The following is a 26,800-nucleotide window of genomic DNA, read 5'->3' as shown; positions in this document are numbered from 1 at the left end:
GCTTGACCCCGTCTCGCGACCCGTGGAGGAGGGTATGACACGGGAGACTGTGCTGGCCGCGGTGATGGAACGGCTCAAGGAGTTCAAGGCGACGGGCGACCTGCGGACCGTCGTGGGACAGGCTGCCGACGCCGAGGCTGCGGCCTTGTTGGACAGTCGTACGCATCCGACGGCCGACTGGGAAGTGCTGTGTGCGGTGGGTCTGCTCCACTGGGACAGATATGTAGCCCTCCAAGAGATGCAGGGACGAGAAGAGTTCAAGTCTGCCGTCCGGTACCTGAGCCCCGTCTACCGACTGGTTCCAACGATCGTGCCGAACCAGGTCGGAGATTTCCTTGATGAAGTAACAACCTGGCACAACCAGGCGGTCGATCTCCTGGAAGCGGCCGACACCCGTGACCGCCAGGCGATCGAAGAAGCGATTGCCTTGTTGCGGCGTGCCGTCGACTTCACGTCGGACCTCGACCCCCGTATCGCCGGCTATCTGTCCACGCTGGGCACTGGCCTGGTGGACCTGCACATCCGCACCGGAGATCTGGATACGCTCGCGGAAGCCGTGCGTATCGGCAGGCAGTCCTTGGAAGCTGGCATGTCCACGGGCGCGGATGACCCCACAATAGCCCTCTACGAATTCCGCCTCGGTCAGGCTCTACACGCCTGGCACGAACGGGTGGACGACATGGCCGTGCTCGACGAGTCCATAACCCTGCTTCGCGACGCTGTCGCGAAGAGCTCCACCGTGGACCGGCCCGGCTTCGGATTCGCTCTCAGCGGCTCGCTTCAAGCACGGTACGAACGTGTGGATGACCAAAAAGCGCTGCGGGAGGCCATCGACCTTGGCCGGGAAGCACTTGAGGGCACCCCCGCTGGTCACTCCGACCGTTGGTCATCCCTCGGGAGCCTTGCCAACGCCCTGCTCGTGTCTTACAAGCGAACCGGACAGTTGGCAGCCCTGGAGGAGGCCATCGGGCTGTACCGGGAGGCAGTCGAACGGACGCCACTTGGACACAAGGGACGGGCGGCCACCCTGTCCGCTGTGGGTATCGCACTGCGCGTGCGTTACGACTCGACGGGCGACCTGAGCTCGCTGGACGATGCGATCGGCAAGTTGCGAGAAGCCGTACAAGTAGCGCACCCGGGCGATCCTGCGAAGCCAGGGTTCCTGACCAACCTCAATCATGCCCTCGTCGTGCGCTACCGGCGTGTGCCACACGAGGCGACCATTGAGGAAGCGATCGAGGCAGGTCGGGCGGCCGTCGACACCGTCCTCCACGATGACCCCCGCAAGCCGGGTCTTCTGGTCAACCTGGGCAGCGCGCTCATGGCCCAGCATGAACAGACCAGCGACCTAGCCCCCCTCCTGGAGGCGTCCACCGTCCTGAGCGAAGCCGCTGCACGGACCCCGGACCAGAGCCCTCACCGCGGCATGGTGCTGTCCCAACTCGGCAGCGTCCTGGGGACGATCTACCAGCGCACCGGTGACACACACGCTCTGGCGGAGGCGGTGCGGCTTGAACGGGAGGCGACTGAGGTAACACCTGGGCGCCACCCAGACCGCGCAAAGTTCCTCACCAACCTCGGCACCGCACTATACGCACAGCAGCAGCACAGCCTGCCAGGAGACACGACCGCAGGCGATCAGGCCACTGCAGCCTTCCGAGAGGCGACGCACATGAGCATCGCCCCGCCTCACATCCGCTTGTCAGCTGCCCGCAAATGGGGAGACCTTGAGGCCAGGGCCAACCATTGGGAGGAGGCGGCCCAAGGACTGTCGACAGCAGTCAACCTGCTACCCCGTGTCGCTGCACGCTATCTCTGGCGCAGCGACCAAGAACATCAACTCTCCCAATTCCCCGGCCTCGTATCCGACGCCGCCGCAGCCGCGCTGCAGGCAAACAACCCAGAACGAGCCTTGGACCTGCTCGAGCGGGGACGCGGGGTGCTGATCTCGCAGGCCCTTGAGACCCGCAGCGAATCGACCGAACTCCGCGACCGAGCACCTGAGCTAGCCGCACAGTACGAGCTCCTGCGCCAAGAACTCGAGTCAGACCTCCACGCCGGTTCGCCGCCCGCGTCCGAATCGCTCGCTGAGGCGCACGGTGCAGTGGACCGACGCCACAGGACCGCCCTCCGGTGGGACCTCCTCATGGAGGAGATCCGCAGCCGCCCAGAACCCGAACTGCAGAACTTCCTGCTGCCACAAGGATTCGACGCTCTGCGCACTGTCGCCCAAGCGGGCACGGTCATCACCGTCAACGTCAGTGACTACCGATCCGACGCGATCACCCTGACCTCGGACGAGATCCGCGTAGTACCACTGCCAGCCCTCACCAGGGAGACCGTCGCCACGCAGGTTGAAAACTTCGTACGCGCAGTCGACACAGCCCAGGACGCGAAAGCGGATGTGGAAGAACGCTCGGACGCCGAGGAACGCGTGGAGAGTGTTCTCGGCTGGCTCTGGGACGTCCTCGCCGAGCCTGTCCTCACCGACCTCGGCCTGACCGCATCACCTACGCCAGACCAGTCGTGGCCTCGCATCTGGTGGTCCCCGACAGGCCCGCTCAACTTCCTCCCACTCCACGCGGCCGGCCATCACAGCCGCCTGGGCGAGGCTGTCCCACCTACCGTCATGGACCGGGCGGTCTCCTCCTACACCCCCACGCTACGGACTCTGAGCCGCGCGCGGGCGAAACAGCCGACAGACCCGGACATGCCGCACTTGGTCGTCGCCATGCCACACACACCAGGACAGCCGGACCTGCCTGAAGCCGAAGAGGCCGTCAACGTCCTCACCCGGCACTATCCCGGCAAAACCGACCCCCTCGTGGGCTCGGAGGCCACCGTCGACCACGTTCTGTACACCCTTCCCGGACACGTTTGGGCGCATTTCGCCTGCCACGGATGGAGCGACCTCAACAGCCCCTCAGAAAGCAACCTCTCCCTGCACGATGGAAACCTGTCCGTCCTCAAGCTGTCCCAACTCCACATCGAGGACGCTGAGCTCGCCTTCCTGTCCGCATGCAGCACGCAGCACGGACACCCCACACTCGCCGACGAAGCCATCCACATTGCGTCCGCCTTCCAACTCATCGGCTACACCCACGTCATCGGAACGCTTTGGCCCATAGGCGTCAGAACTGCCAGGGACATAACCCGCGACGTCTACACGACCCTTCACTCCGCTGCAGAACCCGACGCAACGGGAGCCTCCAGCGCAGCGCGAGCACTCAGCAGCGCTGTACGTCGCGCCAGAGACAAGGCACCCCGCGTACCCACTCTGTGGGCTTCCTACATTCACACAGGACCTTAACCGGCTGCTTTTCCGATAACTGCAGTCCTTGGAGGCTGACACGCACACTGAAAGTAGCCCAGATAATCAACAAGCAGCAATTCTTATGGGGTCGACCATGCAACAACAACCGACATGCACCATCTGTCGGAACCCGACTGACACACTCCTCTGCCTCCGCGGAGGAGGAAAGTGGCTGACCGGCGTCCTGATGGAGCTAGGGATCCCGCCAGATGATGCCAGATTTATGATCAGTAAGTTTCTTGACTGTGAAACCGGCGAAGTCTTCTACCATCAGAAATATGAAGATTTGCCACTGCTGTGCTGCCACCGGTGTGCAACAAGGACGGGTAAATTTCCGCCCCCTGAACCTATTGGAAAACCCAACCCTACCGTCCTTTCACAGCCCAGCGACTGGTGACCATCGTTGCCCTCTCAACCGTGCTCGGTAGGGAGAGATGGTGCTGCGGAACGGCGCTGAAGAAGCTGGCGGCAACCGCAACGACGTCACCCAGCTCCTGCCCCTGCTGAACAAGATCCCGGCAGTGGCCGGAGTCGTCGGCCGACCACGCAGAGGGTCCGACGTCACAGCGTCGCTTTGGTAGGGCGCGGTGGATCGTAGTCGCCATCCATGCCCCGCACCGACTCGTGCGACGGCACCGTGAAGTCTGGGCCTGCGGGTTGTACCGAGCGCAGCAGCTCCACTGCGAACTCTTCGAACTCTACAGGGGTCATGGCGGGCTGAGGGTAGCGGGCCGTGAACTGGGCGACCGTGTTTTCATCCTGCTGCGCTGCACGTGCTTCCAGTGCCGACTCCTTGAGGCAATGCCTGTGCGCTGGGGCCAGTGTGGCGTCCGGGGCGGCCGTGCCGGCCGTCCACGTTCTAGCACGCCCAGCCGACAGTCATTCGGCGTCGAGCATGACGTAAGAATGTTTGGCTGTGATCGCAGGAGGTGCGTCAAAACGGTGGCGCCGGTGCCCGGGCGGCCTTCGGAACTCGGCGCGGTAACTACGGGGGGAGGGGCCAGCCGGATTGTTCGCACCGAGATGACGGCCCTGCGCGCTGGTCTGATCGGGGCGCAATTACTTGCCGCGGAGTTCATCGATCCGTTGCTGCTCCCAGTCGTCCAAGATCATTTCGAGGCGCCTGACGGACGGTTCGATACGGTTCAGGGCTCGGTCCAGGTTGATAAACGGAATCATCAGCCCGGTGAGTGACGACGTCTTGGACTTCAATCCCTCTGCCTGTTTCGCCCAGGACGGCAGGTGCTTGGAAACGTCGTTGAGTCCGGTCAGCATGCGGGCCATGTCGTCATCGGGGAGGGAGGGATCCGGTTCTCCGGAGCTGTTGACACCCAGCAATTGCTGCGCGGTGGCCACGGCCGCGATGACGGCCTGCACCCGCTTCACCGCGTGACCGTGAAACCGGTGAGCCATCGCTTTGACATCGACATCGACCCCTTCGGTGAGTTGACTCCGAAGCTGCTGCGGCGTCACGACAGGAGTGGGGTCCGAGGATGCTAGGGGCCAGGCGATCGGTCGGTGCCGGCCGACAAGTTCGTCGGCCAGAACCCTGTAGGCGAGTACAAGATCTGAGATCAGATCCGGTTCCAGCGTGTCCCGGTGGTATGCCGCATTGCGGTACTGGTGCAGCCGGTCAAGAACTTCACGCTCCGAGGCTGTCAGCACGCCCTTCTGCTTCAGGAACTTGGTTCTTTCGTGCAGGTGGTCGTCCATAGCCTTGCGGCGATCCGGTCCCACGTGCTCGTCGACAAGCCGGCTCAGCTCCTCGGTGAGCTGTCCACCGCTGTCACGGAACCGGCGCATCTCCTCGATGACGCTGTCAGCGACCTGGAGGGCCAGCCGGGCGTTGACCTCGCGGCCGATGACCACCTCAACCAGGTGGTCGAGGAGGATGAGGGCGAGGCGGTCGTGGGCCTGATCGCCGGCCTCGGCGCATCGCCGAATCTCGGTTATTTCGACCGCGAGCCAATTCCACTGCTCGGCCTGATGTATGGCGCCGCGATCCCAGTCGGCTGCGAAAGGCTGCATAGGCATGGCAGCAGCCTCTCACTGCCTGGCAGGCGGACCACCAGCGCCGCGTGGACGAAACGGTGATGGGCGCCATCACACAGCGTGGGCAGCGTGGTATCACCTAAGCGGCGCCGCAGCGAGGACCTCACCGCCGCCACCGGGAACGTGCTCGCCTAACCACCTCACTGTGTCGGCAGGGGCCCAAGGGGCCGAGTTCCGGGAAATGTCCCACGGCCGGCCCTGCGCACGGTGACAGAAGACGTCCCTCGGGCGTTGTCCTCTGCCGCCGGAGCCCGCGAGGCCGCATTCCAGAACCGGGTTCGGCCAGCCATCTGAGTTCTAGGCTGGCACCAGCCAGTTGGCCCCACCCGTCAGGAGAGCACGTTGACGCGACAGCATCAGTTTCCCTGGCAACGGCGGGTGTTCGTGTTGGACGAGCCGCCCGCTCAGGGCCGCTATGGATGGGCGCCCAGCGGCGCCGAGGCCGGTGTGCTGCTGGCCCAGGAGCGGGCCACGGCGGTCATCGTCCTGCGCGGCGAACGCGGCATGGGCAAGACGTACGCTCTCCGCCAGGAACACGATGCTCTGCTGGCCGACGGTCTGCATGCCGCCTGGCTGGAGCTGAAACAGTGCACCACGACCCGGCTGGCGCAGAGGCGCCTGCAGGCAGCTTTGACACCTCCCGCGGGTTCGGGGGAGTGGCACGTTCTCCTCGACGGCCTGGACGAAGGCCTCAACGACCTTCCTCAGCTGGACCAGCTCCTAGAGGAGGCGCTCGAAGATGTGTCCGACCGGGACCGCGAGAGGCTTCGCTTGCGGATCACCTGTCGCAGCGCACGCTGGCCCGGGCGACTCGAAGAGGCCCTGCGCACACGCTGGCAACCCGACCAGATAAAGATCATGGGTCTGGCCCCACTTGGCCGGGACGACGTAGCCGTCGCGGCCAAGGCGGTCGGTGTGGCGGACACCGACGCTCTCCTCGGGTCGATCCAGCAGAAGGGTCTGATCGCGCTGGCCACCCATCCGGTCACCCTGCTGCAGCTCCTTGACAGCTATGCCGACGACGCTCGCCTGCCGGCAACGGTGCACGACGCCTACCTCGGGGCGTGTCTGCGCCTGTGCGCTGAAGAGCGTCGCTCGACCGACCCGCGGCAGCTGCAGGCTCAGGCATCCCCTGAACACCTGCTGGCCGTCGCGGCCCGGCTGGCCGCCACGATGCAGTTCGGCCCGTTCACCGCCGTGACTGATGCCCCCGTCACCGACGACTCGGCCACGTCGGCAGACCTGCGGCTGTCACGCCTCGACGACTCCGACGAACCCGGGCACCTGGGCGGCCGCGTCCCGTGCACCTTGTGGAACCTGCGCCAGGTGACCGAGTCAAGCCTGCTGGTCCCGACCGGCGACCTGCGCTGGGTATTCGCCCACGACAGCTACCGCGAATTCCTTGCTGCGCACTTCCTGCGCATGCGTAACCTGCCGCCGCACCCGCAGCGCCAGCTGCTGTGGATCGGCGATGGCGAGGCCCGCCACATCATCCCCGCCCACCAGGAAGTCGCCGCCTGGCGCGCCACCAGCGACGCCACGCTCTTCGCCGACATGCTGCGCGACGACCCCCTCGTCCTGCTCCTGGCTGACCTGCCCACTCTTGCCGACACCGCACGGGAGCGCACGGTCGACGCGCTGTTTGCCCTGCTGGAACGGGATGACACGGTAAGCCTTGACCACAGCCTGCTGCACCGCCTCAACCACACCGGCTTGGCTGACCAGTTGCGTCCCCGCTTGCAGGAAGGTGGCGCGGACCATCTGCTGTATGCGGCTTTGAGTATCGCCCGGGCCTGCCCGTGTCCCGAGCTGGCCGACGACTTGCTGGCAGTGGCCGAAGACGCCCGCCACGGCACGGGCGTGCGCACCGCGGCCCTGGCCGGTGTTACCGAGCCCACCCCGGACGCTCTCACCCGGATCGCAGGCCTGTCCCAGGACGCCTCGCCCGAGGTGATTGCGGCGGCACTGCGCCACCTCTACCCCGGCCACCTGACCGTGACCGACTACCTCGATCGCATTCGCGACCCGGACCCCGCCTACGTGGGAGCAGCCTTCTTCCTGCGCCGCGAGGCTTCGGCACAACTCGACACATCCATCATCGTTGAAGCAGCCGGATGGGCCGGGCACGCCCTGAAGGCGGGAGCCACCCAGGACGCCAGCCCCAGCCTGGCCTTGGCCGTACTGACCCGCGCGGTCACTCTCAACGAGGACACCCCCGCCCTCAACCTGGTGCCCCTCATCGGGGAAGGGCTGCTCGGCCTGGCCGGACACGAGGACCTCCTGCACAGTTCAGCCCTGCAAACCGCCCTTGAGGAACTGGCCCAGGCACTGGACGGCTGTCCCCATACTCGCCGCCTTCTCGCCCGCCATCTCCTCCAGCACGGCGATGACGACCCCTTCTATCTTCTGCTGTCAGCCATCCCCGGCGGGGCGTTCCTGCCCTCCACGGACCTGCTGTACTGGATGGAGCACTGGGACGAGCTGACTGCTATCAGCCCGGACCGCGCGCGGCAGGCTGTCCGGTTCGAACCTCCTGAAGACCCCAAGAGCACGGCACGTGCCGACGTCGCGCGTCGCGCCCACCCCACACTCGCCGCCGTCACCACGTTCTGGGACACCTACCGGCACAACCAGCAAGAACGCACTGCACACGTCGAAGCACAACGGCAGCAAAGCCGCTTCGACCCGGCTGCCATGGACACGGCCCTCGACGAGGTCCTAGCCGCCCGCGGCCCCAGCGTCCTGACCGCATGGAACCAGCTGCTGCGCTGCCTGCGGCGCACACCCGACGGCTCACCCTCAGCGCGGCAAATGACGGGCCTCCTCACCCTCGCCGCCCAGGCGCCTTCACGCCCTGCCGCCGCCACCGGCACTGCCAGGCGCCTTGACGATGCGGCCATGCACCTCCTGACCGAACTCCCCCCGCTGACCGCTGCCCACTTCCGGCTAGGCACAACCACCCGCTCGCCGACTGCCGAACTCACCGCCTTCGCCCTCGTCGACAACCCGCAAGCGCTGCACGCCGACCCCGCGCACTGGGCTGGCTGGGCCATCGCCCTCGCCTGCACCACCGTCTACGGGGCCGACGAACGCGACATCCAGCAGACCTGGCTTCGGCTGTGCGTTCCGCGCGCCGGAAACCAGATGCCCCCGCTGCTGCTGGACGCCCTCAACCACACCTCAGACCAGCTCCTCCGCGACCTGGCCCGCGCCCTGGGACAAGACCCCTCCCTGGGTCTCAGACCCCTCCTGCACACCTGGGCTCTGCACCGCGACCGCAGCCCCGAGCAGTGGTGGACCGTCATGGACGAACTTGACGCAGCCAACGACCCGGACGCCCTCGGCCACCTGATACACGCCCTGGGCACCGACCCGGGCGTGTACGAGCCCGGCTCGCCACCACGGCAACGATGGCTGTTCGCCGCCCGCACGCTGCTACGCCACAACGTCCTTCCTGACCACTGGCCAGCCCTGCGCCGCGGCCTGGGCGATCCCGCGGTCCTCAAGGAGTACGGCGACCTCCTGGCTGGCCTGACGACCGGGCCCGACAGCTCGCCCTTCGACCACCTTGACGAAGACGCTCTTGCCGACCTCTACACCCTCCTGCTGGAGAACGTCGGCGTCGAACGCCTGCAACGGCCCTTGCGCAGCGGCTTCATCCAGGAAGAAGACCGCCTCGTCGACCTGCTGCGCCACCTGCCGCTCAGCCTTGCCTCCTGCGGTACCCACCGGGCGGCAGCCGCCCTGCACCGGCTCGCTCAGGCATATCCGCAGGTGTGGCAACTGCGCATGCTCGCCCGCGACACCGCCCGCACAGCAGCAGACCACAGCGTCCGGCCCCTCAAACCAGAACAGCTGATCCGGCTCGCCACCGACCACCAAACACGTCTCGTCCGCGACGCACGCCAACTTCTCGACCTGGTCCGTGAATCCCTGGCCGTCCTGGAGGAAGACCTGCAGGGCTACAACGGAACGGCCGTCACCCTCTGGAACCGCAACCAGCACCGCTTCACCTCCGCCACCCAGTGCTGGCCCTGCTGGGAAGACGACCTCAGCGACGCCGTCGCCTCCTTCCTCCGCCGCGACATCGGCGGCCACCGCGTCGTCGTCAACCGGGAAGTCCAGGTACGACGCGACGGCCTGCCCGGCCTGCGCACCGACATACAGATCGAAGCCCCCGCGCTCGCCGACACCGGCCAGCACACCCTCAGAGTCATCATCGAAGCCAAAGGATGCTGGAACCCTGAACTGCCCACGACCGCCCGCACCCAACTGCGCGCCTACCTCAGCGAACCCGACACCGCCGGTCTGCTCCTCGTCGGCTATTTCCACTGCACCCGCTGGAACACCAAGAAACGCAGCTGCCCCGCGACCAACCACGACATCGACGACGTCCGCCGCGAGCAACACGAACAGATACGCCAACTGACCAGTAACGAGTGCTGTTGGCCGCTGCGCATGTACTGGACTGCCGACTGCCTGGTGAAGACAGCGACTGGCGCAAAACGGCGAATGAGCCAGCGTAGGCGCCTGGGCCTGCCTGCAGCCCGGACCGTGAACGATCACTACCCTGGAGGCGCCGCAGATCCGGCCAGCGCTCACCGTCCGATCAGACTGACAATCGTCTTCCTGTCCAGAAGGCACGCTCCCTGCAAGGGGAGCCTCCGGCCATGCGCCTCTTAAGCCGTTCGCATCAGCAGGAGGCCCTGGCAGGGAAGGGCCGCGGCCGGTGCGCAGGCATCAGGACTGTGCACGCGCAGCGCGCCGGCCCAGTCCCGCTCGGGCGTTCATAAAGGCCAGCGACCGGACGTGAGGGCCCATTACGCTCTTTTGGATGTCTGACAAGCGACCTCCCGGCACCCTGGGGGTTGATCTGCGCACACCGGGCCTTCGCCCGTGCGGTCTCTGCGGCGAGGTAAGGGAGATGACGAAGGCGCATGTGCCGCCTCAAGTGGCCGGCAACCGGGGCAGGGTGACCAGCGCAACCGTGCGGGTCCACAACAACGCACGCAGCCTCGGTCGGCTCGCTGCGGGCGGCATGTGGATGCGCGGCCTTTGTGGCGACTGCAACAGTCTCGCCGGATTGAACTACGACAGCGCTTATGGCGACTTCGCCAAGGCACTGGACACCTACCAGCGCGCGCGCACGCTCCTGCACCTTCCGCAGGCTGACCCAGCGCCGCCCGTGCGGGTCGCCCCAGGCCGGGTCGCCCGGTCGATCCTGATCGGGATGTTCGCCACCACTCCTCAGTTACGGGTGATGTTCCCGGGTCTCGCTGTCGACCTTCGCGAGCGGCGCGATCACATCGCGCTGCCCGACGGGGCCTCGCTGCGCATGGCCCTGTATCCCCTGAGGTGGACACGCCTGGCCAGCATGTTCAACAACTACCGGGTGCTGGGGCGCAGGCTGCACTACAACGTGTTCTCCGAGGTCTACTTCCGGCCCCTGGCGTGGGCCTTGATACCCAGCGACCGCGGGTACGAAGAGCGCCTGGGCGAGTCCGTCTTCGATGACCTTGGATGGGCAACCGTGGACGAGTGGCTCCAGTACGGCGACGACGTCACAGCGGTCGATCTGCGAGACCTCTGCCGCCATGGTGTCCCCCACGTGCGTCACCCGCTGTACGGGCCTGAACAGGACAACTGGGTTCAGCTCTTCAGCGACAAGATCACGGCCATCATCGAGGGCGAGATTCCACGGTGATGAGCTGAGACACAAACGGTAGCGGCAGGATGCGATGCCAGCATGAAGGCAGCAGTAGCCCCGCCCCGCTATAGGCTTCTGCACGCGCACGACACTTAGTCACGAGAGGGCTCCTGCTGATGGCCGAAGAGATCACCGGTGCTTTGACACGCTGGGACATCTCAGCGGCACACCTGCCCGCGACGGTGCTGACTGCCCCAACGGGCGACCGCGTGTTTCTGCTCCCCGACTCAAGCATCGACGGTATGGCCCTCTACCGGGACGATGTTGCCGGATTGATCAAAACACTGCGACACCTTGGCGTGGACATCGACTTCGCATGCGCGCGAGAAGACCGCCGCTATCTCAGTGAGTACGGGGCCACCGAGGTGGTGGCCACCATCGGCCTCGCTGTGGTCACCACCCTCACCACCGATCTGGTTAAGAGCATCGTTCTGACTGCCTGGCAGCGGGCGCGCTCCTCATTGGGGCCCAGTTGCCCTGATGAGGAGGTCGACGAGGCGCGTGTGACGGTCAAGATCGCTGAGATCGTCCGGACCGAGAACGAGACGGCCATCCGCGGTCTAGAGATCACCAGCCGGCTGGCAGACATCGAGACCCTCATCCAAGCGGCCGTGTCCGACCCGGCCCGTGCCGAGCTTCCCCCGGCAGACCCGAACGATGTCGCTCCGGAGGACACCACCGGATGAGAGTCTCCGGCCTCGTCATCCGCACCGGGGTCCCTCTGCCCCCGGCATCGGGCCCTGTGCGCCAGGCCATGATGCACAAGGATGGCGTGGCGGCCCTGCGGGAATCCATGCGCCTGTACGGACAGTTCTGTCGCAGCATCTCTCTCACCTGGGGCCTGTCGCTGGCCCACCTTCCGTCCTGGGCGTCGACGACAGAGGAACTCCACCGCCGCGGACTGTGGATGATGAACGCACAACGGGACTTCCTTATCCACGTGTGGTCGCGGGCCCGACGCCAACTGCGAGCCAACATCGAAGTACGTACCCTGCCGTCTTCCTGGTCTGCCGGTCCACCCACCTCCGACCGGTGGAGCCACTACCAGTACACGGCGATGGTGCGTTCTCTGCACCTACCGCATGACACGCGCCAGCCCACCTACCCGTGGCACGACCTGGAAGCGGCGGCACGCACCTCGCTGGCCCGTGCTGTCGACGCCTACAACTTCCTCGAGGACAGCGAGCTTTCCGAACTCGCCCACCGACACGTTCACCACGTCGCAGCCCTCGTAGGCGGACTGTTCGGCTGCAACATCGAGTACTCCGACGACACCTACTGGGATGTATGCCGGCTCACGCTCATGCACAGCAGATGGGGCATGTCTGCCGGCTTCACCTCTACCCGAAACTGTTCCCTCTGCGCACAGGACATCGAAACCTGTCAGCATCTGCTCGACACCCAGTACGAGGCCACCGTGCGGCATGATGCTCACGGAACATGCAACGCGTGTGGCCAGATCAGCTGTCCACACACCGACGGTGAGACCGTTTCCGCCTTTCCGCGGCCCGTTATGTCCGAGCTGCACATCCACGAAGTGAGTCTGGTCTCCCGGCCCAGAGACCCCCTAGCCCGCTTCCTCAAGGTCGAGATGAGTCGCGATGCCCTCCTGCAGTGCCTGGGAGAGGACCCGTCCGGCAGAGACATCTGCTGCTACCGGTGCCTCCACCCCTGCAGTGGATTTGACTGAACGTTTCCAGCGTTGACGCTCCAGGGTGCGGACGGCAGCGGCGATGACTGTCATGCGGTGAGGGCTGCAGCGGGCTCTGCGGAAGACGCGCCAGGCCTTCAGTCTCGCGACGCTGCGTTCGACCGGCGCTCTTGCCGCTGACAGGGCCCGGTTGATCGTCCGGTGGGTCGCGGTGAGGTCCTGGTGCGGGAGCCGTCTGATCGGCGTGGTTACCCAGGAGCTGGCCCCGATGTAGGCGCGGTCGGCGAGGACGGGTACGCCCTGGCGTTCGCAGATTCGGGTGATGCGGTAGGTGCGGGCCGCGGTCAAGTCGTGCGGCCGGGCAGTGCGGGCAAGATCCACAGCTGCTTGCCCGCAGGTCGGCAACGACCTGCACGTTCACGCCGTGGCGCCGGTGCTTCTGGGAGAAGTCGGCCCGGCTGTCACCGGCCTGGTCACTCGGCGAGCGTTCCGTCGAGCAGGACGTGAACGGGATCCGTTTCCCGCAGGACCCGCAGCAGCTCGGGCGCCCGGCGGGATAGATGCCGACGACGGCGGTGACGTAGGCGTGGGCAGTGTCGACGGATATACCGAAGCCGGCGGCGATCTGCGCGAGCGCGTCGTGCCTGCGAAGGTAGACCCAACCGACGAGAGCACGCTGGTGAGGCGGGAGCTTGCAGCGGCGGTCACCCCCACGGGTGGCAATGAGCGGGAGTGCGAGCTAGGTGACCTGGTCCTTCAAGGCGGTGTTCTCCGCCGTCAGGCCGGCGACCCGCTTCTTGAGTTTGGCGACGTTCTTCTGCGGCCGCGTTTCGGTCGCGGTCGCCGTCTCCGTGGTCGGCGCGGTGCCGCGGAAACTCAGGTGCTTGCCGCACGGCCCGCTCACTACCGTGAAGGGTCCCGGCTCGGAGCTGAGCAGAACACGGAAGGCACACGGCGATGAAGCGCCTCGAACTGGTCATCGTGCAATTTGAAGAGGTTAAGCGCCTCATCGAGGTCGGACGGGTCCCGCAGCTGCGGCTGGCCCATATTCTGCTGGACAGCGCCGTTGAACTGATCATGCACCGCATGGCCGAGGCCGTCTTCGACGCCGAGCGTTTCGACTTCGACCGGCTCCAGCAGCTCCGCCGGCTAGAAGCGATGCGCAAGAGCGACAAGCCTTTGAACCGCAAGTTCGGTGCATCAGGGCCGAGCGACGACGAGCTCCGCGCGGATATCCAAAGGCTCGAGAAGATCGTGACCTCGACGACGCAGCGGAAGAAGACCACCGAGTTCGGCAAGAGGATCGACTTCCTGGTCGGGAAGAAGAAGCTCCCCGAAGACCTCGCGCCGGTGCTGAAGAAGTTGCACGACTACCGGAATGAGACCTACCACCGTGACCAGCACCGAGTCGAAGTCATTCGTCCCGCCGTCTTGATCTACTTCGACGCCGCATGTACCGTCCTCGATCACTACGAACTGGGCATGCTGATAGGGGACGACTCACCCGGCCCCGAGCTGGCACGCTTCCAGGACGGCACTTCTTCCGACCGCCAGAACCCCTTCGAACTTCCCCAGCGGGTCGCGAAGCAGCTGCGAGAGGAAGTGGGCCTGGACCTAAGGGCGGTGAGGACCGCGCTGGTTGACCATCTTCTCGGACGTCTTGATGACCTTGAGTCGGGACTTGCCTACATTGAGGAGAACACCTCCGGCGGCGCGATCCCGGGCGACGGCATTCGGAGTATGCAGATCGAGGACGACGATCTGGAGGCGATCTTCGACAAGCAGGCGCTCCGGAGCCGGAAGTATCCGCTCACCATGAAGGATGTCCGGTCCTGGATCGAGAGGGCCACTGCGATGGAGGGCATGGAGGACAAGCACGCGCTGTTCGCAGAGCTCGCGGCTCTTGAGGACGCGTTCGAGGATCTTGAACAGAAGGTTCGCAAGGCGGTCTGGGTAATCGACGAGGCAGCGAACATGCGCTGAGGAACACCTGGGCGCCTCCAGATGATCGGCCTGCCTACTGCAGGATCCGGCGGACGGCCTCTTTGCAAGAGGACCAGCGTCCGGCGCACATTCGCTCCCTGCAGAATTCCTGGCGGGGTGTCAGATGATGTTGCTGCGGCCGATGGCCAGGGTCTCCAGCAGGTCCTGCGTGATGCGTTCCTTTTTCTCCCAGATCGCCTTCTGCGCGCCTTGGCTGACGAGCTGGGACAGGGCCCGCATGTAGCCTTTGCTGCGTCGGTGTAGGTATTCGTGGAGGTTGGTCAGGTCGTCCGGCTGATGGTGGTGCAGGCACAGGCGTTTGTCGAATTCGCGGACGATTTTCGCGAACAGCTTGCGGCCTTCGTCGTCGTAGCCGATTCGGCTGGTCCGTAGGCTGGCGTAGTCGCCCCAGATCTCCTCGTGGTCGGCCAGGGCGGTCTCGCGGTCACGGGTCAGGGGATCGACGATGGAGCGGGCGGCACGGCCGGCGAAGACGAAGGTGGCGCCGGTCTTCTCACTGATTTCTTCCAGGTAGGCGAGCGACTCCTCGGCATCCGCGCCGGCCCGCAGTTGCTCGATACCGTCGACGAGGACCAGCAGGGTGGAGCTGTTGCGCATTACATGGCAGACCGAGCGGGTGGGGTCGGTTCCGCCGTCGTGTTTGAGGCCGAGGAAGGAGGCGAAGGAGGTGGCCCAGTTCCGTCGGCCGCCGCGAGTCAGGGGAGGGACCCGGAGTGCGATCACCGGTACCCGGTTCTCGTCCGGCTCGTACAGCCGGGCGATCTTGTTTTCGTAGTAGCGGCCGATGTACTGCAGGATTTCGGTCTTGCCGGTGCCGCGGGGGCCTTCGATGATGACGCCGGGTTTGCCGTGGGTGCGTTCCCGGTTGGACAGCAGGTGCTGGTGGACGACGACCAGCGCGCGCCCGATGGCGGGGGTGACCACGGTCGGCATCAGGGCGTGATAGCGCAGCCGCAGGTCGTTGTCGCTGACCTTCGCGTCGGGCGGCGGACTGTCGGCCAGGTCCGGGCGGGTGCGGTCCAATGCGGCGAAGGTACGCCAGTTGCTCAGCGTGTCTAGCCACAACGGGCGGGGTGCGGCAAACACCGGCGTGGGGGCGGGGGAGTCGACGAGCAGGCGGATGTCGTCGTCCGGGACGAGGGCGGGGATGTCGTCGCTCAGGGCCTGTACCGGCGGTGTCATCGGGTCGTCTCCTGAGGAGGGTCGGTCTCGGCGGGCAGGTCCAGCAAGAGACGCGCGGTGCTGTCGAGGCTGTCATCGAGGTCACCCAGGCCCGCGAGGGGCGGGCGCGCTTCGGCGTCTGTGCCGCCGGAAGGGGCCGACCTAGGGTCCGGCCCGCCCGTGAGCGGGGGCGGGGCGTACAGGCTCGGCTGGTCCACTTCCAGCACGGTCAGCGGGCCCAGCGCCGACAGGTCGAGCGCGTCCGCCCCGGCAAAGGGGTCGAATTCCCTCGCGCCGTCGGCCGGTGCAGGCACGGTCCCGTAGCCGGGCACCGGCCCGTACCCGTCGGGCACGTGCACCGTGCCGGGTTCGTCCGGGCCCTGTCCGGCCCGCTCCAGCAACTCGGCCAGGACCTGGGCGATGTTCTCGTCGTCGGTGTGCCGGCCGCCGCGTGCCATGTGTTCCGCGGTGGCCGTGTCCCACAGATGCTGGGTCCACGGGGCGCCGATCAGGTGCTGGTACTTGAAGACCGCTGTGATCCACTCGCCGGAGCGGTGGTCACGCAGCCACACCTGCTCCGGGGTGTTGGGGTTGTAGCGCAGCTCCCATCCGTCGCGTTTCTTGCCTTTCAGCCCCGACGGTGCATTGCGGATCCCCTCGCCGAGCTCTCCCTTGTAGTTGTCGTAGGTGCGGTTCTTGAAGCGGATACCGTCGTCGCGCACCCCGACCCAGGCGGTGGGCAGCAGCTCCAGGTAGTCGTTGAAGCCCAGGGGGATCGGAATATAGCCCGCCGCCTGCACGCCTGCGGCGTACATCTGATTCGGTGTCAGCGGCGGCAGGTTCGGCTCGTAGGGGCTGCGCAGCTCGTCGTGCGGCCGCGTCTGCCAGCCAACCGCGATCCACTCTTGCAGCAGGTCGTCCAGTTCCTGCAGCGTCCACAGCCGCTCCAGAGGGGTCTCCTTACCTCGGCGGCTGAAGTCCCGCCCGGTGTAGGAGTTGATGTGCTGGCTGAAGCCCGACTTGATCGACTCGAAGGTCCGCTCGACGATCGCCTTGTCCGTCGGGGTGCGCCTGCGGGCCGGGCGGACGGTGATCCCGAGGAAGGAGCAGGCGTCGAAGAAGGTCTGACCGGCGAAGACCGTGCCGTGGTCGATCACGATGGTCTCCGGCATGATCACCGGACGGGCCGCGGCGTGTTCCATCCGCGCGTCGACTTCAAGCAGTTCCTCATAGGGCAGGTCGGAGCGGGCTGCGGAGGCCGCCGGATCGAAGCCCGGCCGCATCGGCGCGGGCATCATGCAGAGGGCCAGCAGGAGAGAGGCGTCCACGGCTTTGGTGGCACGGCCCGCGGTGGTGTTTGTGCTGAGCAGCGCCCGGGTCTGCTGCCGGGTCCGGCGCCGGCCTGCGGTCTTGGGTCGCAGCACAGCGGCGATGATGCTGCGCGTGAAGACATCGATGGCTGCTGTCAGCTCCACCTGGGTGGGCCGGCCGTCGTCCCCGAGTACTTTCACGTCCAGGGCTGTGGAGTCGACCTGGACCAGTTCGCCGGGGGCCGTGGCGGTGGTCACCCCGAACGGCGGTGCGGGTCGGTTGAGCCGGTCCTTGCGGCGCCGGGTGGGGTCCCGCAGCTGCATCGCGTCGATGCCCAGCCGCTTGAGCAGCGCGTACAGGGTGGGATCGGCCGGCACCTTCATCCGGGGGCCGGGTGCGGCACTCGCGGCGCGCCGCAGGCTTTTGAACAGGGTGCGTGCGTCCGTGGCGGCCTGCTCCCGGGCCTGGCGTTCGTGCAGGGCCAGCAGCAGGTCCACCACCCGCGGATCCGTACGCCCGTGCAGCGTGCTCTTCCGCGTGGACCTCTTGTCGACCAGCCCCCAGATGTCCTCCTTGAGGAAGGCCAGCCGTTTGCGCTGGACCGTCTTCCAGGACACCGACCAGTCCAGCACTGCGCTCAGCTCTGCGGCCTTGCGCTGGTATCGCTCGATCAGAGTGAACCGGGCCGGGTCGTAGCCTTCGCGGGGCGTGCTGCCTTCGGGCATGTCCGGCAGCAGACCGGTCTCGACCTCGATGACGTGACGACGCCAGATCCTCGCGTCCCGGGCGCTGTCAGCACTGATGCCCTCCAGCATCGACCAGGTCGGCAACGGTCCGTCCGACGTGGGCGCGCCCGTCTGGTCGAGTACGGCGAAGTCCGCTGCCGCAGCCAGGAGCTGGATCACCAACGCGACCGGCGGTGCCGTGCTGCCTGGTGCGGGCGCCAGGTGCACCGTCGTGCCCGACAGGGCCGTCACCGTGTACCGGTCGCCCATCCACCGCACCCGGTCACCCGGCGCCACGATGCCCCGCGGCGCGACCCCGGCGGGCTGTGGCCGCGGCGTGAGCATCCCGGTCACACGGCCTCCGTCTCTACGGGGCGACGCATCGCCGGCGGCACACGGCCCGACACGCCGATCACGCTGTCCGGCCCCATCGCTCGGTTCCACTCCAACGTCAACCTCTGCCGCCACAGCAGGTGGTACAGCCGCGGCAGCGTCGACAGCCGCGGCAGACCCGTGGCCCTGATCCCCTCCTCCAGCGGGCGAGGAGCCCGGAAGGCAGACATCAGCGCCTGCTCGACCTCCCGGTCGCCGTACCGCGGATGCCGGTAGCGCGACACCCACCGCAGGTTCGCCAGAGCCATCGGAGCCGGGACCCGCGGCATCCCCAGCTCCCAGCCCGCCTCCCGGCACGCCTGGCGCAGCACCTGCTGCTGCCCCTGCCACCGGGGACTGGGACCGCTTGCCGGCGGGCAGGCGATCACCAGGGTCGTTCCCTGGTCCGTGCGTGCGAAGAAGTCCGGCACGAGGCTGCGTTCACGGCCCCGCTCACGCCACTTGATCTTCGCGGACCAGGCGGTGAACTCCGTCACCGCGGGAGTGAAATCCAAGAGCATGGCCACGGCCAGCACGTTCATGGACCGGCAGCCCACGTGCCTGCCGGTCGTGGCGGCCCACCACCAGGTGGCGATGCTGCGCTGAGCAGGATGATGCGCCGGACGCCAGACCTCGCCAGTGCGAGAGAGCGCGACCGAGCTAGCCCGGGCGACGGGGACGGTGATGCTCCTGCTGCCGTCCTCAAGGCGGTGGACCACCGTCAACGCCTCAGCCATCGTGCTCCCGCATCCGTCTGGCCCCTGCAACTTCAGTAACTGCAGGGCGGGTTGACTGTAGTGCAGGGGGGAAGGCAAAGGGTTAAATGCCGTCATCCTCAAAGCCGTCGGCCGCCCCGTCGACGACCGGCATGACGCCCCGCAGGGCGAGACCATTACCACCCTCACCTCCCCCTGCAGACCACTGACCTGGACGGCCCCACGCCAGCCGCATGCCCGCTCTGTCCAGGGCCGCACCCGCCGCCACAAGATCCACGATGACCGGATGCCGACGGCGCACGCCGCCGGCCTGCCAGATTCGGCTGCGTGCGAGAAGACCACCCCGACACCTCCGACCTCCACGCCCGCGTGGACGGGCTCCTCGCCGACCTGGCAGCCCGGCGCACCCCCCTGCCGCCGCCCCGCGAACGGACCCGGCTGCGCGAGGCCGCGGGCCTGTCCCCTGCACAGGTAGCGGACACCCTCGTCTGCCAGGCTCAGGACGTCGAGGCATGGGAGGCCGGGAAGCGGGAACCGCTCGGTATCCGTCGCACGGCCTACGCGCGGCTCCTCAAGGGCCTCAAGCACCTGGAGAAACCGAAACGGGACGACAAGCCCGTCCCCGGCGAGAGCACCGCAGCACCCGCAGCACCCGCACCCACACCGCCCGCACCGCCAGCACCGCCCGCCGGGCCGCAGCAGCCGACGCTTTTCCCCGCATCCGCCGAAGCATCACCACGCCCGTCAGTGGCCAGCGAACCCCCCGTCACGCCCACAGGACCGCTGGCCGTCATCGACCACGACAACCTCCTGGTCGCCCACTTCACCAACGGCACCCAGCTGCCCCTGGACGCGGACGACCTCGTCGGCCTGCTGGAGTGGACGCTGCGCAGCGGTCTGCACCAGGAAAGCCTGTCCCCCCACGGCAAGGACAGTGACCCGCTCATCGTCCTGACCCCCGCAGCCATGGCCGCACTGCACCTGCCCACCCACCTCGAGGACCGAACCGCCCTGCGCCTTCCCACCGGCCATCCCGTCCTGACGCAGTTGGAGCAGGCAGGCTTTCTCCTCACCCGCCGCGGCTTCGGCCCGTGGGCGGGGATCTACCGGCCGGTCGTGAACAACAAGCGCGCCTCGGTACACGTTGCCGTTATGGCCTGGGGAGCCCTGTCCCAGGACGGGTGGAGTCTCCCACCGCTGCCGCCATCAGACCTGGCACGGCTGCTGGGCACCTACGCTGCCCGACTCCTGACCCCCAGCGGCTCCACCGCGGTCTGCGGCGTCAGACTCATGACGGCCCTGCGGCCCCCCACCAAAGCGACTTACGACCCGGCCACCCTCAAATGGGTGTCCGGGCCCAACCCCGGCGCCCTGCACAAGCCGTTCGAGCCCGCGCCCCCAGAAGCCCCCGACGCCCACCCCCTGGCTCAAGGCCGCCCGCCGGAGCAGGCCATGGAGGAGGAAGCCTGGGACTGGAGCCGCCCGCCCGACCAGCAGGAGACAGCCGACTTCCCGCACGTCGTCGGACTCGACACCAACATGGCCTTTATCGTCGCCGCATCCAGGCTGTCCGTCGGCCGCAACGCCCCGCCCCGCCATGTCACGACACCCGCCTTCGACGAGAAGACTCCCGGCGCCTGGTACTGCGACCTCAGCCACGCCCCGCACGACCCGCGCCTGCCCTCGCCCTTCACCGCCACCGGCCAGGCCCCGACCAGGCCCGCCTGGTACACGACCATCACCCTCGCCTACGCCAAAGAACTCAACATAGAGGTCCGGCCCATCGAGGCCTACGTCCGCGACGATCACGGCCCGTACCTGGACCCCTGGTACACGCGGCTGAGAGACGCCTACCTCGCCACCATGGCCGACCTCGGCGTGCACAAGGACATCCCCCAGGGCAACTACCTGGCCGCCATGAAAAAACTTTCGACGGCCGACCCCGCCCTGCTCGCCCTGCTCGCAGCCATCAAAGCCACAGGAAAAGGCGGCCTCGGAAAACTCCGCGAAGGCCCCCGTCCCCCCGCCGCCCCCTACACACGCTGGCCCGCACTCAACCAGCCCACCTGGCGCCCCGACATCCGCGCCGCCGTCATCTCACGCACCCGCGTCACCCTGCACCGCAAAATGCGCAGAATGCTCACCGAGACCGGCCGCAGCCCGCTTGCCGTCCTCTCGGACTGCGTCATCTACCCCGCCCACCAGCCGACCGCCCTCGACGTCGTCCCCGCCGGCCCCGACCAGACCGGCATCAAGGGACTGCTGTGCTTAGGCGTCAACCCCGGCTTCGTCAAAGAAGAAGGCGTCCAGACCATGGCCTGGTACCAGCACCAGCACACCCAAGGCCTCAACCCCGCCCGCTACATCAAAGCCACCCCCGACGCCTGACCTCTCCCGCGCCGATGCCACCTGCCCCACACCTACTGTGCCGGCCGCCACGGCATGCTCGTCATCCGCGCTCCCAAACGCCACGGAAGACACGACGCCTCCTCCAGCGGACCATGCACCGGAACCACACGATGCGGCTCCAACAACGCCAACGGCACACTCCGGGGATGCGCCCGCGCCTCCTGCCGCGCCACACGCTCGACGACCGGCACCGTATTGCGGTGCGACATCAGCCACGCCTCCAGCCCCCGATGCCCCCCGGCAGCCATTTCCTCACCCATCCCCAGCCGTTCACCCACCCACTGAACCCACCGCCCCGTCGACCACCCCGCAGGACCGCCCGCGAAACTGCGCCCCACCGCCCGCTGCCGCTCCCGCACGGCCATCGCCTCCGCCACGACGACCGCCTCCGGATACACCACCAGGGGAACAGCCCACAGCGCCGAACGATCCACCCCCAAAACCTCCTGCCGCGCCCGCCACACCCCACGCCAGGCCATCTGACGGCACTGCCACCAATACACCGCCACCTGCTGCGCATCCGCCAGCAGAGCCCGCGCGTACAGACCCGTACGACGCTCCAGACCCACCCGCCGCACGTGCGCCTCCACCACCTCCGGCAACCGCCCCAGGCCGACCTGGAACTGCCCCCGACCCACAGCCGTCCACCGTCCGTGCCGCACACACACCGCCCACTGCCCACCAGGCACCCGCCACACCGGACGCTCACCGAGCCCAGCCGCGCACAACCCACAGGCCTGCACCGGCATCCAGCTCTCCGGCCAGGCTTCCACCTTCACCTGGTGGCGGGCCCGGGGACCGATACCGCTGTCGCCGAGCGACACCAACGCCCGTTCCAGATGCGGCAAGGACCGTCCGCTAACCTCCGCCAGACGCTGACGCGCCACAGGCCCCAGACGCACCTCCTCAACACCCGGATCAACCGCCCGGATGGTCCTCGGCGCACCGATGTACTGAGCCAGCTCCTCGAAGGCCATCCCATTGCGCACCGCAAGCCGCCACAGATACGACGCGACCGTCTCGCCCCGCACCATCACCACACGTCCCGGCAGCCGCGCGAGCGGATTCTCGATCCTCATAAAGCGATCGTCACAACCCCCGCCGCCGGCGCCACACAAACAAGCCACCCACCACGAAAGCTGCCCGCCGTGCCCCTGAGGCTGAGCGCCGACACCGTCCAGGAAGCCCTCGACCGGGCCGACTCCCGGCACTGGACCCGCAACCCGCCCCACTCCATGCGAGCCCGGCTCACCTATCTCCTCAAGCACTACGAACCTGCTGCCCTGGCCCGTCGGCTCCAGACGACTCCCTCCTACTTCGACGCCCTGCTCGGCGCACAGCAGGTACCGGAAGACCACCCGCTGCATTACGCGGTGGAACGCGAAATCGTCCGGATGTGGCAGCCCCGCGTCCGCCGCCGCGCCCACGCCACCATCCTCGCCAACGGCGGCCAGATGACACTCAGCTTCCGCGCATGGCTGGGATTCACCGCAACAGCCGGATCAAGCGACGACCCCCGCCTGCGCTTCCTGAGCCTGCACCTGGACGCCCCCTATCCGGAACGCCTGTTCACCGCCCGGCGCATCGGAGCACCGGAATCAGAACTGCAAGCCATCCTCAACGACGCCCTCAGCATCTGCTACTTCCACCGCGGCCGGCCCGCACACCCCCGCGAGAGCGTGAGCCTCGACCGCATCGACTTCCTGGAGTTCTACTACTGAGATCGTCCCGCTCCTCCCGTGCCCCGCAATGACCCGGGGAGCAGGTGGTTGATCCCGGTTGCCCTCACGCGCTGCTCGCCAGTGCCCATATCCGCATTCGGAGGCGCGGGGACCTGAAGTGCAGGCCGGCTCGCCCGGTTCTGGCGGACTGGTCGGCGCATCCTCAGCACCTGAGGTAGAAAGGACGTACGTGCAACAAGCGGCCCGGGGGGCACCATGGTTCGCATAGCAGTCCGCAATGTCCGGTACAGAAAGGGAGGCCCCAACAAGGAGCTGCGCCTGGCCCTATGGGAGGTGTGGGGCTCGAAGTGCTACTGGTGTTCAAAGCCGGTGGAGTTCGGCTTCGTCCAGATCGACCACATCATCCCCAAGGACGTCAGCGAACCCCGAATGCGCGAACTCAAGCGCACTTACGGCCTGCCGCACGATTTTGACATCCACGATCCGAAGAACCTCGCGCCCATCTGCACTCCGTGCAACGGGGCGGAGAATAAGAGCAACGACACCTACGACGCCCCAATCGTGGTGACCCGTCTGAAGACGGCAGAGAAGCACCGGGCCAAGGTCATCGCTCACGTACAGAGGTTCGGGCTGTCCGGCAAAGTAGCCGCACATCTGCTGGAAGCCGCCACGGCGGATCTTAGCGATCCGGGCCTACGACAGGAGTTCCTGGACCACGCTCCCGCCGTCGTTCAGATCCTGGCAATGATGGATCCGGGACTCGGTGACTACCAATCCTTCCGCGAGGTGGAGGTGGCGGTCTGCGAAGACACGGGAAGATACCAGCGCGTTGACGTAACCCTGGACCGCCGGGGGCGTTCCGCGGTGTCGTTGCTGGAAGAGGTCTGCGAGACAGAACTGGCCGACACGCTCCAAGCCCCGGTTGTGCAGCTAATCGACGAGATTCACAACCGGGTAACCGCCGGATTCGAGGGCGCCGAATCGAGCGACCCGATCACCGCGGGGCCGCCCACCGATGACTTCATCACGCTTGACGTCGACTCCCTCGACTTCAGCCGCTTCGCCGGCGAGATCGAGTTCACCTTCAATGGCACCTTTGAGGGCAGCCTCTCAGCGTCCTTGGTACGTAGCAGCTCCGACGGTGACGGGACGGACGAGCTGCAAGGCGACGCTGTAGTCAGCGGCACCTTCTCCATCGTGGCTGTCTGGGACCTCACGGACGATCCGGCCGACCTGTCTGCGGGCGAGTGCACCATCGTCAACTGGGAGCAGGACCTCCACGTCTCGTAGCACGCTGGCAACCAGAGCCACAGGCTCCGCTGCCACGGTGCTGTCACAGTCACAGCGAACAGCGGTATCTAGACGCGACTGCGCGCCAGCTGTCGCGTTCGGCCGCCAACTAGCGTGCCCAACGGCCAACCATCGTGCTCAGTCACAAAGGCGAATAGGTCGTTGACGGCACGCACACCTCGCAAAAATAGTGCCCATGTTCTATTTTTGAGAACCTGTGACAGCCTGCAGCGACGGATGGTTGGATGCCGATGTCTGGCGGCCTGATCGCTCGTTGAACACACCACAGGCTGCACACCGGGCCTGCGGGCGGCCGTGACCGCAGGAGGATGGGGAGCCGACGGGTGAGTGACCGCAGTCCGATCGAGTGGACCGAAGCGACGTGGAACCCCACGACGGGCTGCGACCGGGTCTCGGACGGCTGCGACAACTGCTACGCGCTGACGCTGGCGAAGCGGCTCAAGGCCATGGGATCGGCGAAGTACCAGAACGACGGTGACCCCCGTACCTCCGGCCCCGGCTTCGGCCTGACCGTGCACCCGGACGCGCTGCGGGTCCCATTGGGCTGGAAGGCGCCGCGCACAGTGTTTGTGAACTCGATGTCGGATCTCTTCCACGCCCGCGTACCGCTGGATTATGTCCGGCAGGTCTTCGAGGTCATCGAGCAGACTCCACAACACACTTATCAAGTGCTCACGAAGCGAGCACGCCGACTGCGTCAGGTCGCCGACCGACTACAGTGGCCGGCCAACCTGTGGATGGGTGTGTCCGTGGAGAGCGCCAAGGAACTGTCCCGTGTCGACGACCTGCGGCAGGTCCCGGCCACGGTGCGTTTCCTATCGTGCGAGCCGTTGCTCGGTCCTCTGGACGGACTGGACCTGGCGGGCATTCACTGGGTTATCGCCGGAGGCGAGTCAGGTCCCCGCTTCCGCCCCGTGGAACAGGAATGGGTCACAGGAATCCGGGACGCCTGCCTCCAAGCCGACGTGGCCTTCTTCTTCAAACAGTGGGGAGGCCGGACCCCCAAGGCGTCTGGTCGGCACCTTCAGGGTCGGACCTGGGACCAGATGCCTATGCTCGAACCTGCGCCTGCAGGCTGATCCGGCTCTTGGTCGTGAGCTTGCCCGGCGACTGGACGGTCACCACGCCGTCCTGCCGCATCTGCCGAGCCGCCTGCAAAGCATGCTTCGGCATCCAGCGGGCGGTCTCCGCCAGCAGCCACTCGCCGATGGCCTCCACCGTTGTGGCCCCGGCACTCAACCGCTGAGCGACCAGTTCGGCCAGCTCGTCGTCGATCAGACCTGCGGCCTGGAACAGGTCGAGCTGCCCGTCTGCCTTGGCGCCTCGGGTGCGTGGGTCGCGGAAGCTTTCGCCATCAAGCTCGTCGACCTTCCACATGGCGTCCTTCATCGCCCTCAGGCCTGCGGTGCTGCCGGTGCCGAAGACGAGATAGAGGGGCTGCCCAGTACGCGGAACGAGTTCGAACTGCAACTGGTAACCGAAGCCGGCCCGGCGCAGCGCATCCCGGTAGGTGCGCAACCACACGCGCCACTTCTCGTCGGGGCGCAGTTCGTCCGCAGCAGGGCTCCAGAAGCCGCGGCCACCGAAGACCGCGTCGAGGATGCCGGCGTTCAGATCCTCGCGGCGGCTGAACCAGTTGGGCCCGAAAGTGGTGATGACTTCGCTGGACCGGTTGCGAGCGATGCGGGACATCACATGCAGCGGTACGTTCACGCTGCCCCAGCTGTCGAAGATCCCCAGGATCGGCTGGCCCCACGCTCCGAGCTCGTCGAGGAGAGCGAGGCTGTCGCGACCTGCGTCGCCGCGCCGCACCTCCACCCGGACCGGCAGATCCCTGAGCGGCCCGAAACAGGAGACGAGTTCTGTCATCAGGTGCTCGTGGCGCGCCCGGTCCTTCTCGATGAATATCAAATGCACCCGCCGCGGGCTGAGGTGCATACGATCGGCCGCGTCATGGTGCAGCAGGCGGTCCAGGATGAACACAGGCGAGCCCGGCTCGCCGTTCTCATAGCGCCCCGGCCCGGCGAACGCGTCCAGGAGCGTGACCCGGGGCCGGGAGTATCCGTTGCTCTGGGAGGTCTGCAGCAAGATCGGCCACCAGGCGTCCAGGTACCGCTGGTACAACCGGTGCTTGGCTGCGGTCGCTGGCTCCAGTTTCCATAACACGCCCATCCGTGCCCCCTGTCCAGGATCGCCGCAGCCGGCGGCTGGCACGTGCCAGCCGCATCCCCTAGTACCAGATGGTGGGCGCAACAACGTTCAACGTAAAGACCGCGTATCGGCCCCTGAGAGAGCCGGACGTTCAGCGTTTGTAGGACGTCGACGATGGGATCTGCCCAGGGAAGGGGGCGGCCGATTGGGCCCCGTCACGGAATCAGTCCCAAGC

The 26,800-nt window shown here is 66.9% G+C and carries 18 protein-coding genes and 2 pseudogenes; 11 read left to right on the top strand and 9 right to left on the bottom strand.

Features of this window, described 5'->3' with window-relative positions; genetic code table 11:
* Positions 1–34 precede the first annotated feature (34 nt).
* Entirely contained in the window at positions 35–3,310 is a 3,276-nt protein-coding gene (locus S1361_RS00435) for a CHAT domain-containing protein (RefSeq protein WP_208029888.1), read from the top strand.
* A 467-nt stretch (positions 3,311–3,777) separates the two neighbouring features.
* Positions 3,778–3,873 (top strand): annotated as a pseudogene (locus S1361_RS00430) (IS5/IS1182 family transposase); the annotation flags it as partial.
* A gap of 1 nt (position 3,874) precedes the next feature.
* On the opposite strand, the gene S1361_RS00425 reads toward S1361_RS00430, so the two are convergent.
* Together S1361_RS00425 and S1361_RS00420 are read right to left on the bottom strand one after the other, a co-directional pair.
* Positions 3,875–4,024, bottom strand: coding sequence for a hypothetical protein (locus S1361_RS00425; protein ID WP_208036964.1), 150 nt, complete (start codon positions 4,022–4,024; stop codon positions 3,875–3,877).
* Between the two features lie 348 nt (positions 4,025–4,372).
* Positions 4,373–5,347: a hypothetical protein gene (locus S1361_RS00420; RefSeq protein WP_243768997.1), complete on the bottom strand. Its 975-nt coding sequence runs from the start codon at positions 5,345–5,347 to the stop codon at positions 4,373–4,375.
* A 360-nt stretch (positions 5,348–5,707) separates the two neighbouring features.
* On the opposite strand from S1361_RS00420, the gene S1361_RS00415 reads away from it, so the two are divergent.
* From S1361_RS00415 to S1361_RS00400, 4 genes are all read left to right on the top strand, one after another.
* Positions 5,708–10,048, top strand: a complete 4,341-nt coding sequence (locus S1361_RS00415; RefSeq protein ID WP_208029887.1) for a hypothetical protein — start codon at positions 5,708–5,710, stop codon at positions 10,046–10,048.
* 241 nt (positions 10,049–10,289) lie between these two features.
* Positions 10,290–11,069, top strand: coding sequence for a hypothetical protein (locus S1361_RS00410; RefSeq protein WP_208029886.1), 780 nt, complete (start codon positions 10,290–10,292; stop codon positions 11,067–11,069).
* A 119-nt stretch (positions 11,070–11,188) separates the two neighbouring features.
* Positions 11,189–11,758, top strand: coding sequence for a hypothetical protein (locus S1361_RS00405; RefSeq protein ID WP_208029885.1), 570 nt, complete (start codon positions 11,189–11,191; stop codon positions 11,756–11,758).
* Positions 11,755–12,762 (top strand): hypothetical protein, encoded by a 1,008-nt coding sequence (locus S1361_RS00400; protein ID WP_243768994.1) that lies wholly within the window; start codon positions 11,755–11,757, stop codon positions 12,760–12,762. The genes S1361_RS00405 and S1361_RS00400 overlap by 4 nt, the downstream gene beginning before the upstream one ends.
* Positions 12,763–12,771: 9 nt before the next feature.
* Here S1361_RS00400 and S1361_RS00395 read toward each other — a convergent pair.
* A pseudogene (locus tag S1361_RS00395) lies at positions 12,772–13,447 on the bottom strand (transposase); the annotation flags it as partial.
* A 15-nt stretch (positions 13,448–13,462) separates the two neighbouring features.
* A complete protein-coding gene (locus tag S1361_RS00390; protein WP_208029884.1) occupies positions 13,463–13,627 on the bottom strand; it encodes a hypothetical protein in 165 nt (54 codons plus the stop codon).
* Positions 13,628–13,680: 53 nt separating this feature from the next.
* On the opposite strand from S1361_RS00390, the gene S1361_RS00385 reads away from it, so the two are divergent.
* Positions 13,681–14,706: a hypothetical protein gene (locus S1361_RS00385; RefSeq protein WP_208029883.1), complete on the top strand. Its 1,026-nt coding sequence runs from the start codon at positions 13,681–13,683 to the stop codon at positions 14,704–14,706.
* Between the two features lie 120 nt (positions 14,707–14,826).
* On the opposite strand, the gene S1361_RS00380 is transcribed toward S1361_RS00385, so the two are convergent.
* The 3 genes from S1361_RS00380 to S1361_RS00370 are packed head-to-tail and all read right to left on the bottom strand — an operon-like array spanning position 14,827 to position 19,033.
* Positions 14,827–15,909 carry an AAA family ATPase gene (locus S1361_RS00380; protein ID WP_208029882.1) on the bottom strand — a complete coding sequence of 361 codons (1,083 nt, stop codon included), beginning with the start codon at positions 15,907–15,909 and terminating at the stop codon, positions 14,827–14,829.
* On the bottom strand, positions 15,906–18,278 hold the full coding sequence (locus S1361_RS00375; RefSeq protein ID WP_208029881.1) for a DDE-type integrase/transposase/recombinase: 2,373 nt from the start codon (positions 18,276–18,278) through the stop codon (positions 15,906–15,908). Before S1361_RS00375 ends, S1361_RS00380 begins: the two co-directional genes overlap by 4 nt.
* Complete coding sequence (locus tag S1361_RS00370; RefSeq protein WP_208029880.1) at positions 18,275–19,033, bottom strand: TnsA-like heteromeric transposase endonuclease subunit; 759 nt, start codon at positions 19,031–19,033, stop codon at positions 18,275–18,277. The genes S1361_RS00375 and S1361_RS00370 overlap by 4 nt, the downstream gene beginning before the upstream one ends.
* A gap of 306 nt (positions 19,034–19,339) precedes the next feature.
* On the opposite strand from S1361_RS00370, the gene tap reads away from it, so the two are divergent.
* Complete coding sequence (tap, locus tag S1361_RS00365) at positions 19,340–21,400, top strand: telomere-associated protein Tap (RefSeq protein WP_243768986.1); 2,061 nt, start codon at positions 19,340–19,342, stop codon at positions 21,398–21,400.
* Between the two features lie 32 nt (positions 21,401–21,432).
* Here the strand turns inward: tap and S1361_RS00360 are convergent, their stop codons facing one another.
* Positions 21,433–22,500 carry a TniQ family protein gene (locus tag S1361_RS00360; RefSeq protein WP_208029879.1) on the bottom strand — a complete coding sequence of 356 codons (1,068 nt, stop codon included), beginning with the start codon at positions 22,498–22,500 and terminating at the stop codon, positions 21,433–21,435.
* Between the two features lie 69 nt (positions 22,501–22,569).
* On the opposite strand from S1361_RS00360, the gene tpg reads away from it, so the two are divergent.
* The 3 genes from tpg to S1361_RS00345 all read left to right on the top strand — a co-directional run bounded on the left by tpg (position 22,570) and on the right by S1361_RS00345 (position 25,493).
* Complete coding sequence (gene tpg, locus S1361_RS00355; protein WP_208029878.1) at positions 22,570–23,142, top strand: telomere-protecting terminal protein Tpg; 573 nt, start codon at positions 22,570–22,572, stop codon at positions 23,140–23,142.
* Positions 23,143–23,472: 330 nt separating this feature from the next.
* Positions 23,473–24,393: an HNH endonuclease family protein gene (locus tag S1361_RS00350; protein ID WP_208029877.1), complete on the top strand. Its 921-nt coding sequence runs from the start codon at positions 23,473–23,475 to the stop codon at positions 24,391–24,393.
* A 344-nt stretch (positions 24,394–24,737) separates the two neighbouring features.
* Positions 24,738–25,493, top strand: a complete 756-nt coding sequence (locus S1361_RS00345; RefSeq protein WP_208029876.1) for a DUF5131 family protein — start codon at positions 24,738–24,740, stop codon at positions 25,491–25,493.
* Here the strand turns inward: S1361_RS00345 and S1361_RS00340 are convergent.
* The gene (locus tag S1361_RS00340; RefSeq protein WP_208029875.1) at positions 25,465–26,586 is read right to left on the bottom strand and encodes a three-Cys-motif partner protein TcmP; all 1,122 of its coding nucleotides are present in this window, start codon (positions 26,584–26,586) and stop codon (positions 25,465–25,467) included. The two genes, S1361_RS00345 and S1361_RS00340, sit on opposite strands and share 29 nt — an antisense overlap.
* Positions 26,587–26,800 lie beyond the last annotated feature (214 nt).

The sequence above is a fragment of the Streptomyces cyanogenus genome, assembly GCF_017526105.1.
Classification (GTDB): Bacteria; Actinomycetota; Actinomycetes; order Streptomycetales; family Streptomycetaceae; genus Streptomyces; species Streptomyces cyanogenus.
The sequence above is the reverse complement of the archived record's forward strand: the minus strand, read 5'-3'. Positions and strand labels throughout refer to the sequence as shown.

Bases quoted from the DNA above. Each gene is read 5' to 3' on its own strand.
- S1361_RS00435 (WP_208029888.1), top strand. From the start codon at position 35: ATGACACGGGAGACTGTGCTGGCCGCGGTGATGGAACGGCTCAAGGAG.
- S1361_RS00425 (WP_208036964.1), bottom strand. From the start codon at position 4,024: ATGACCCCTGTAGAGTTCGAAGAGTTCGCAGTGGAGCTGCTGCGCTCG.
- S1361_RS00420 (WP_243768997.1), bottom strand. From the start codon at position 5,347: ATGCCTATGCAGCCTTTCGCAGCCGACTGGGATCGCGGCGCCATACAT.
- S1361_RS00410 (WP_208029886.1), top strand. From the start codon at position 10,290: ATGACGAAGGCGCATGTGCCGCCTCAAGTGGCCGGCAACCGGGGCAGG.
- S1361_RS00405 (WP_208029885.1), top strand. From the start codon at position 11,189: ATGGCCGAAGAGATCACCGGTGCTTTGACACGCTGGGACATCTCAGCG.
- S1361_RS00400 (WP_243768994.1), top strand. From the start codon at position 11,755: ATGAGAGTCTCCGGCCTCGTCATCCGCACCGGGGTCCCTCTGCCCCCG.
- S1361_RS00385 (WP_208029883.1), top strand. From the start codon at position 13,681: ATGAAGCGCCTCGAACTGGTCATCGTGCAATTTGAAGAGGTTAAGCGC.
- S1361_RS00380 (WP_208029882.1), bottom strand. From the start codon at position 15,909: ATGACACCGCCGGTACAGGCCCTGAGCGACGACATCCCCGCCCTCGTC.
- S1361_RS00370 (WP_208029880.1), bottom strand. From the start codon at position 19,033: ATGGCTGAGGCGTTGACGGTGGTCCACCGCCTTGAGGACGGCAGCAGG.
- S1361_RS00360 (WP_208029879.1), bottom strand. From the start codon at position 22,500: ATGAGGATCGAGAATCCGCTCGCGCGGCTGCCGGGACGTGTGGTGATG.
- S1361_RS00340 (WP_208029875.1), bottom strand. From the start codon at position 26,586: ATGGGCGTGTTATGGAAACTGGAGCCAGCGACCGCAGCCAAGCACCGG.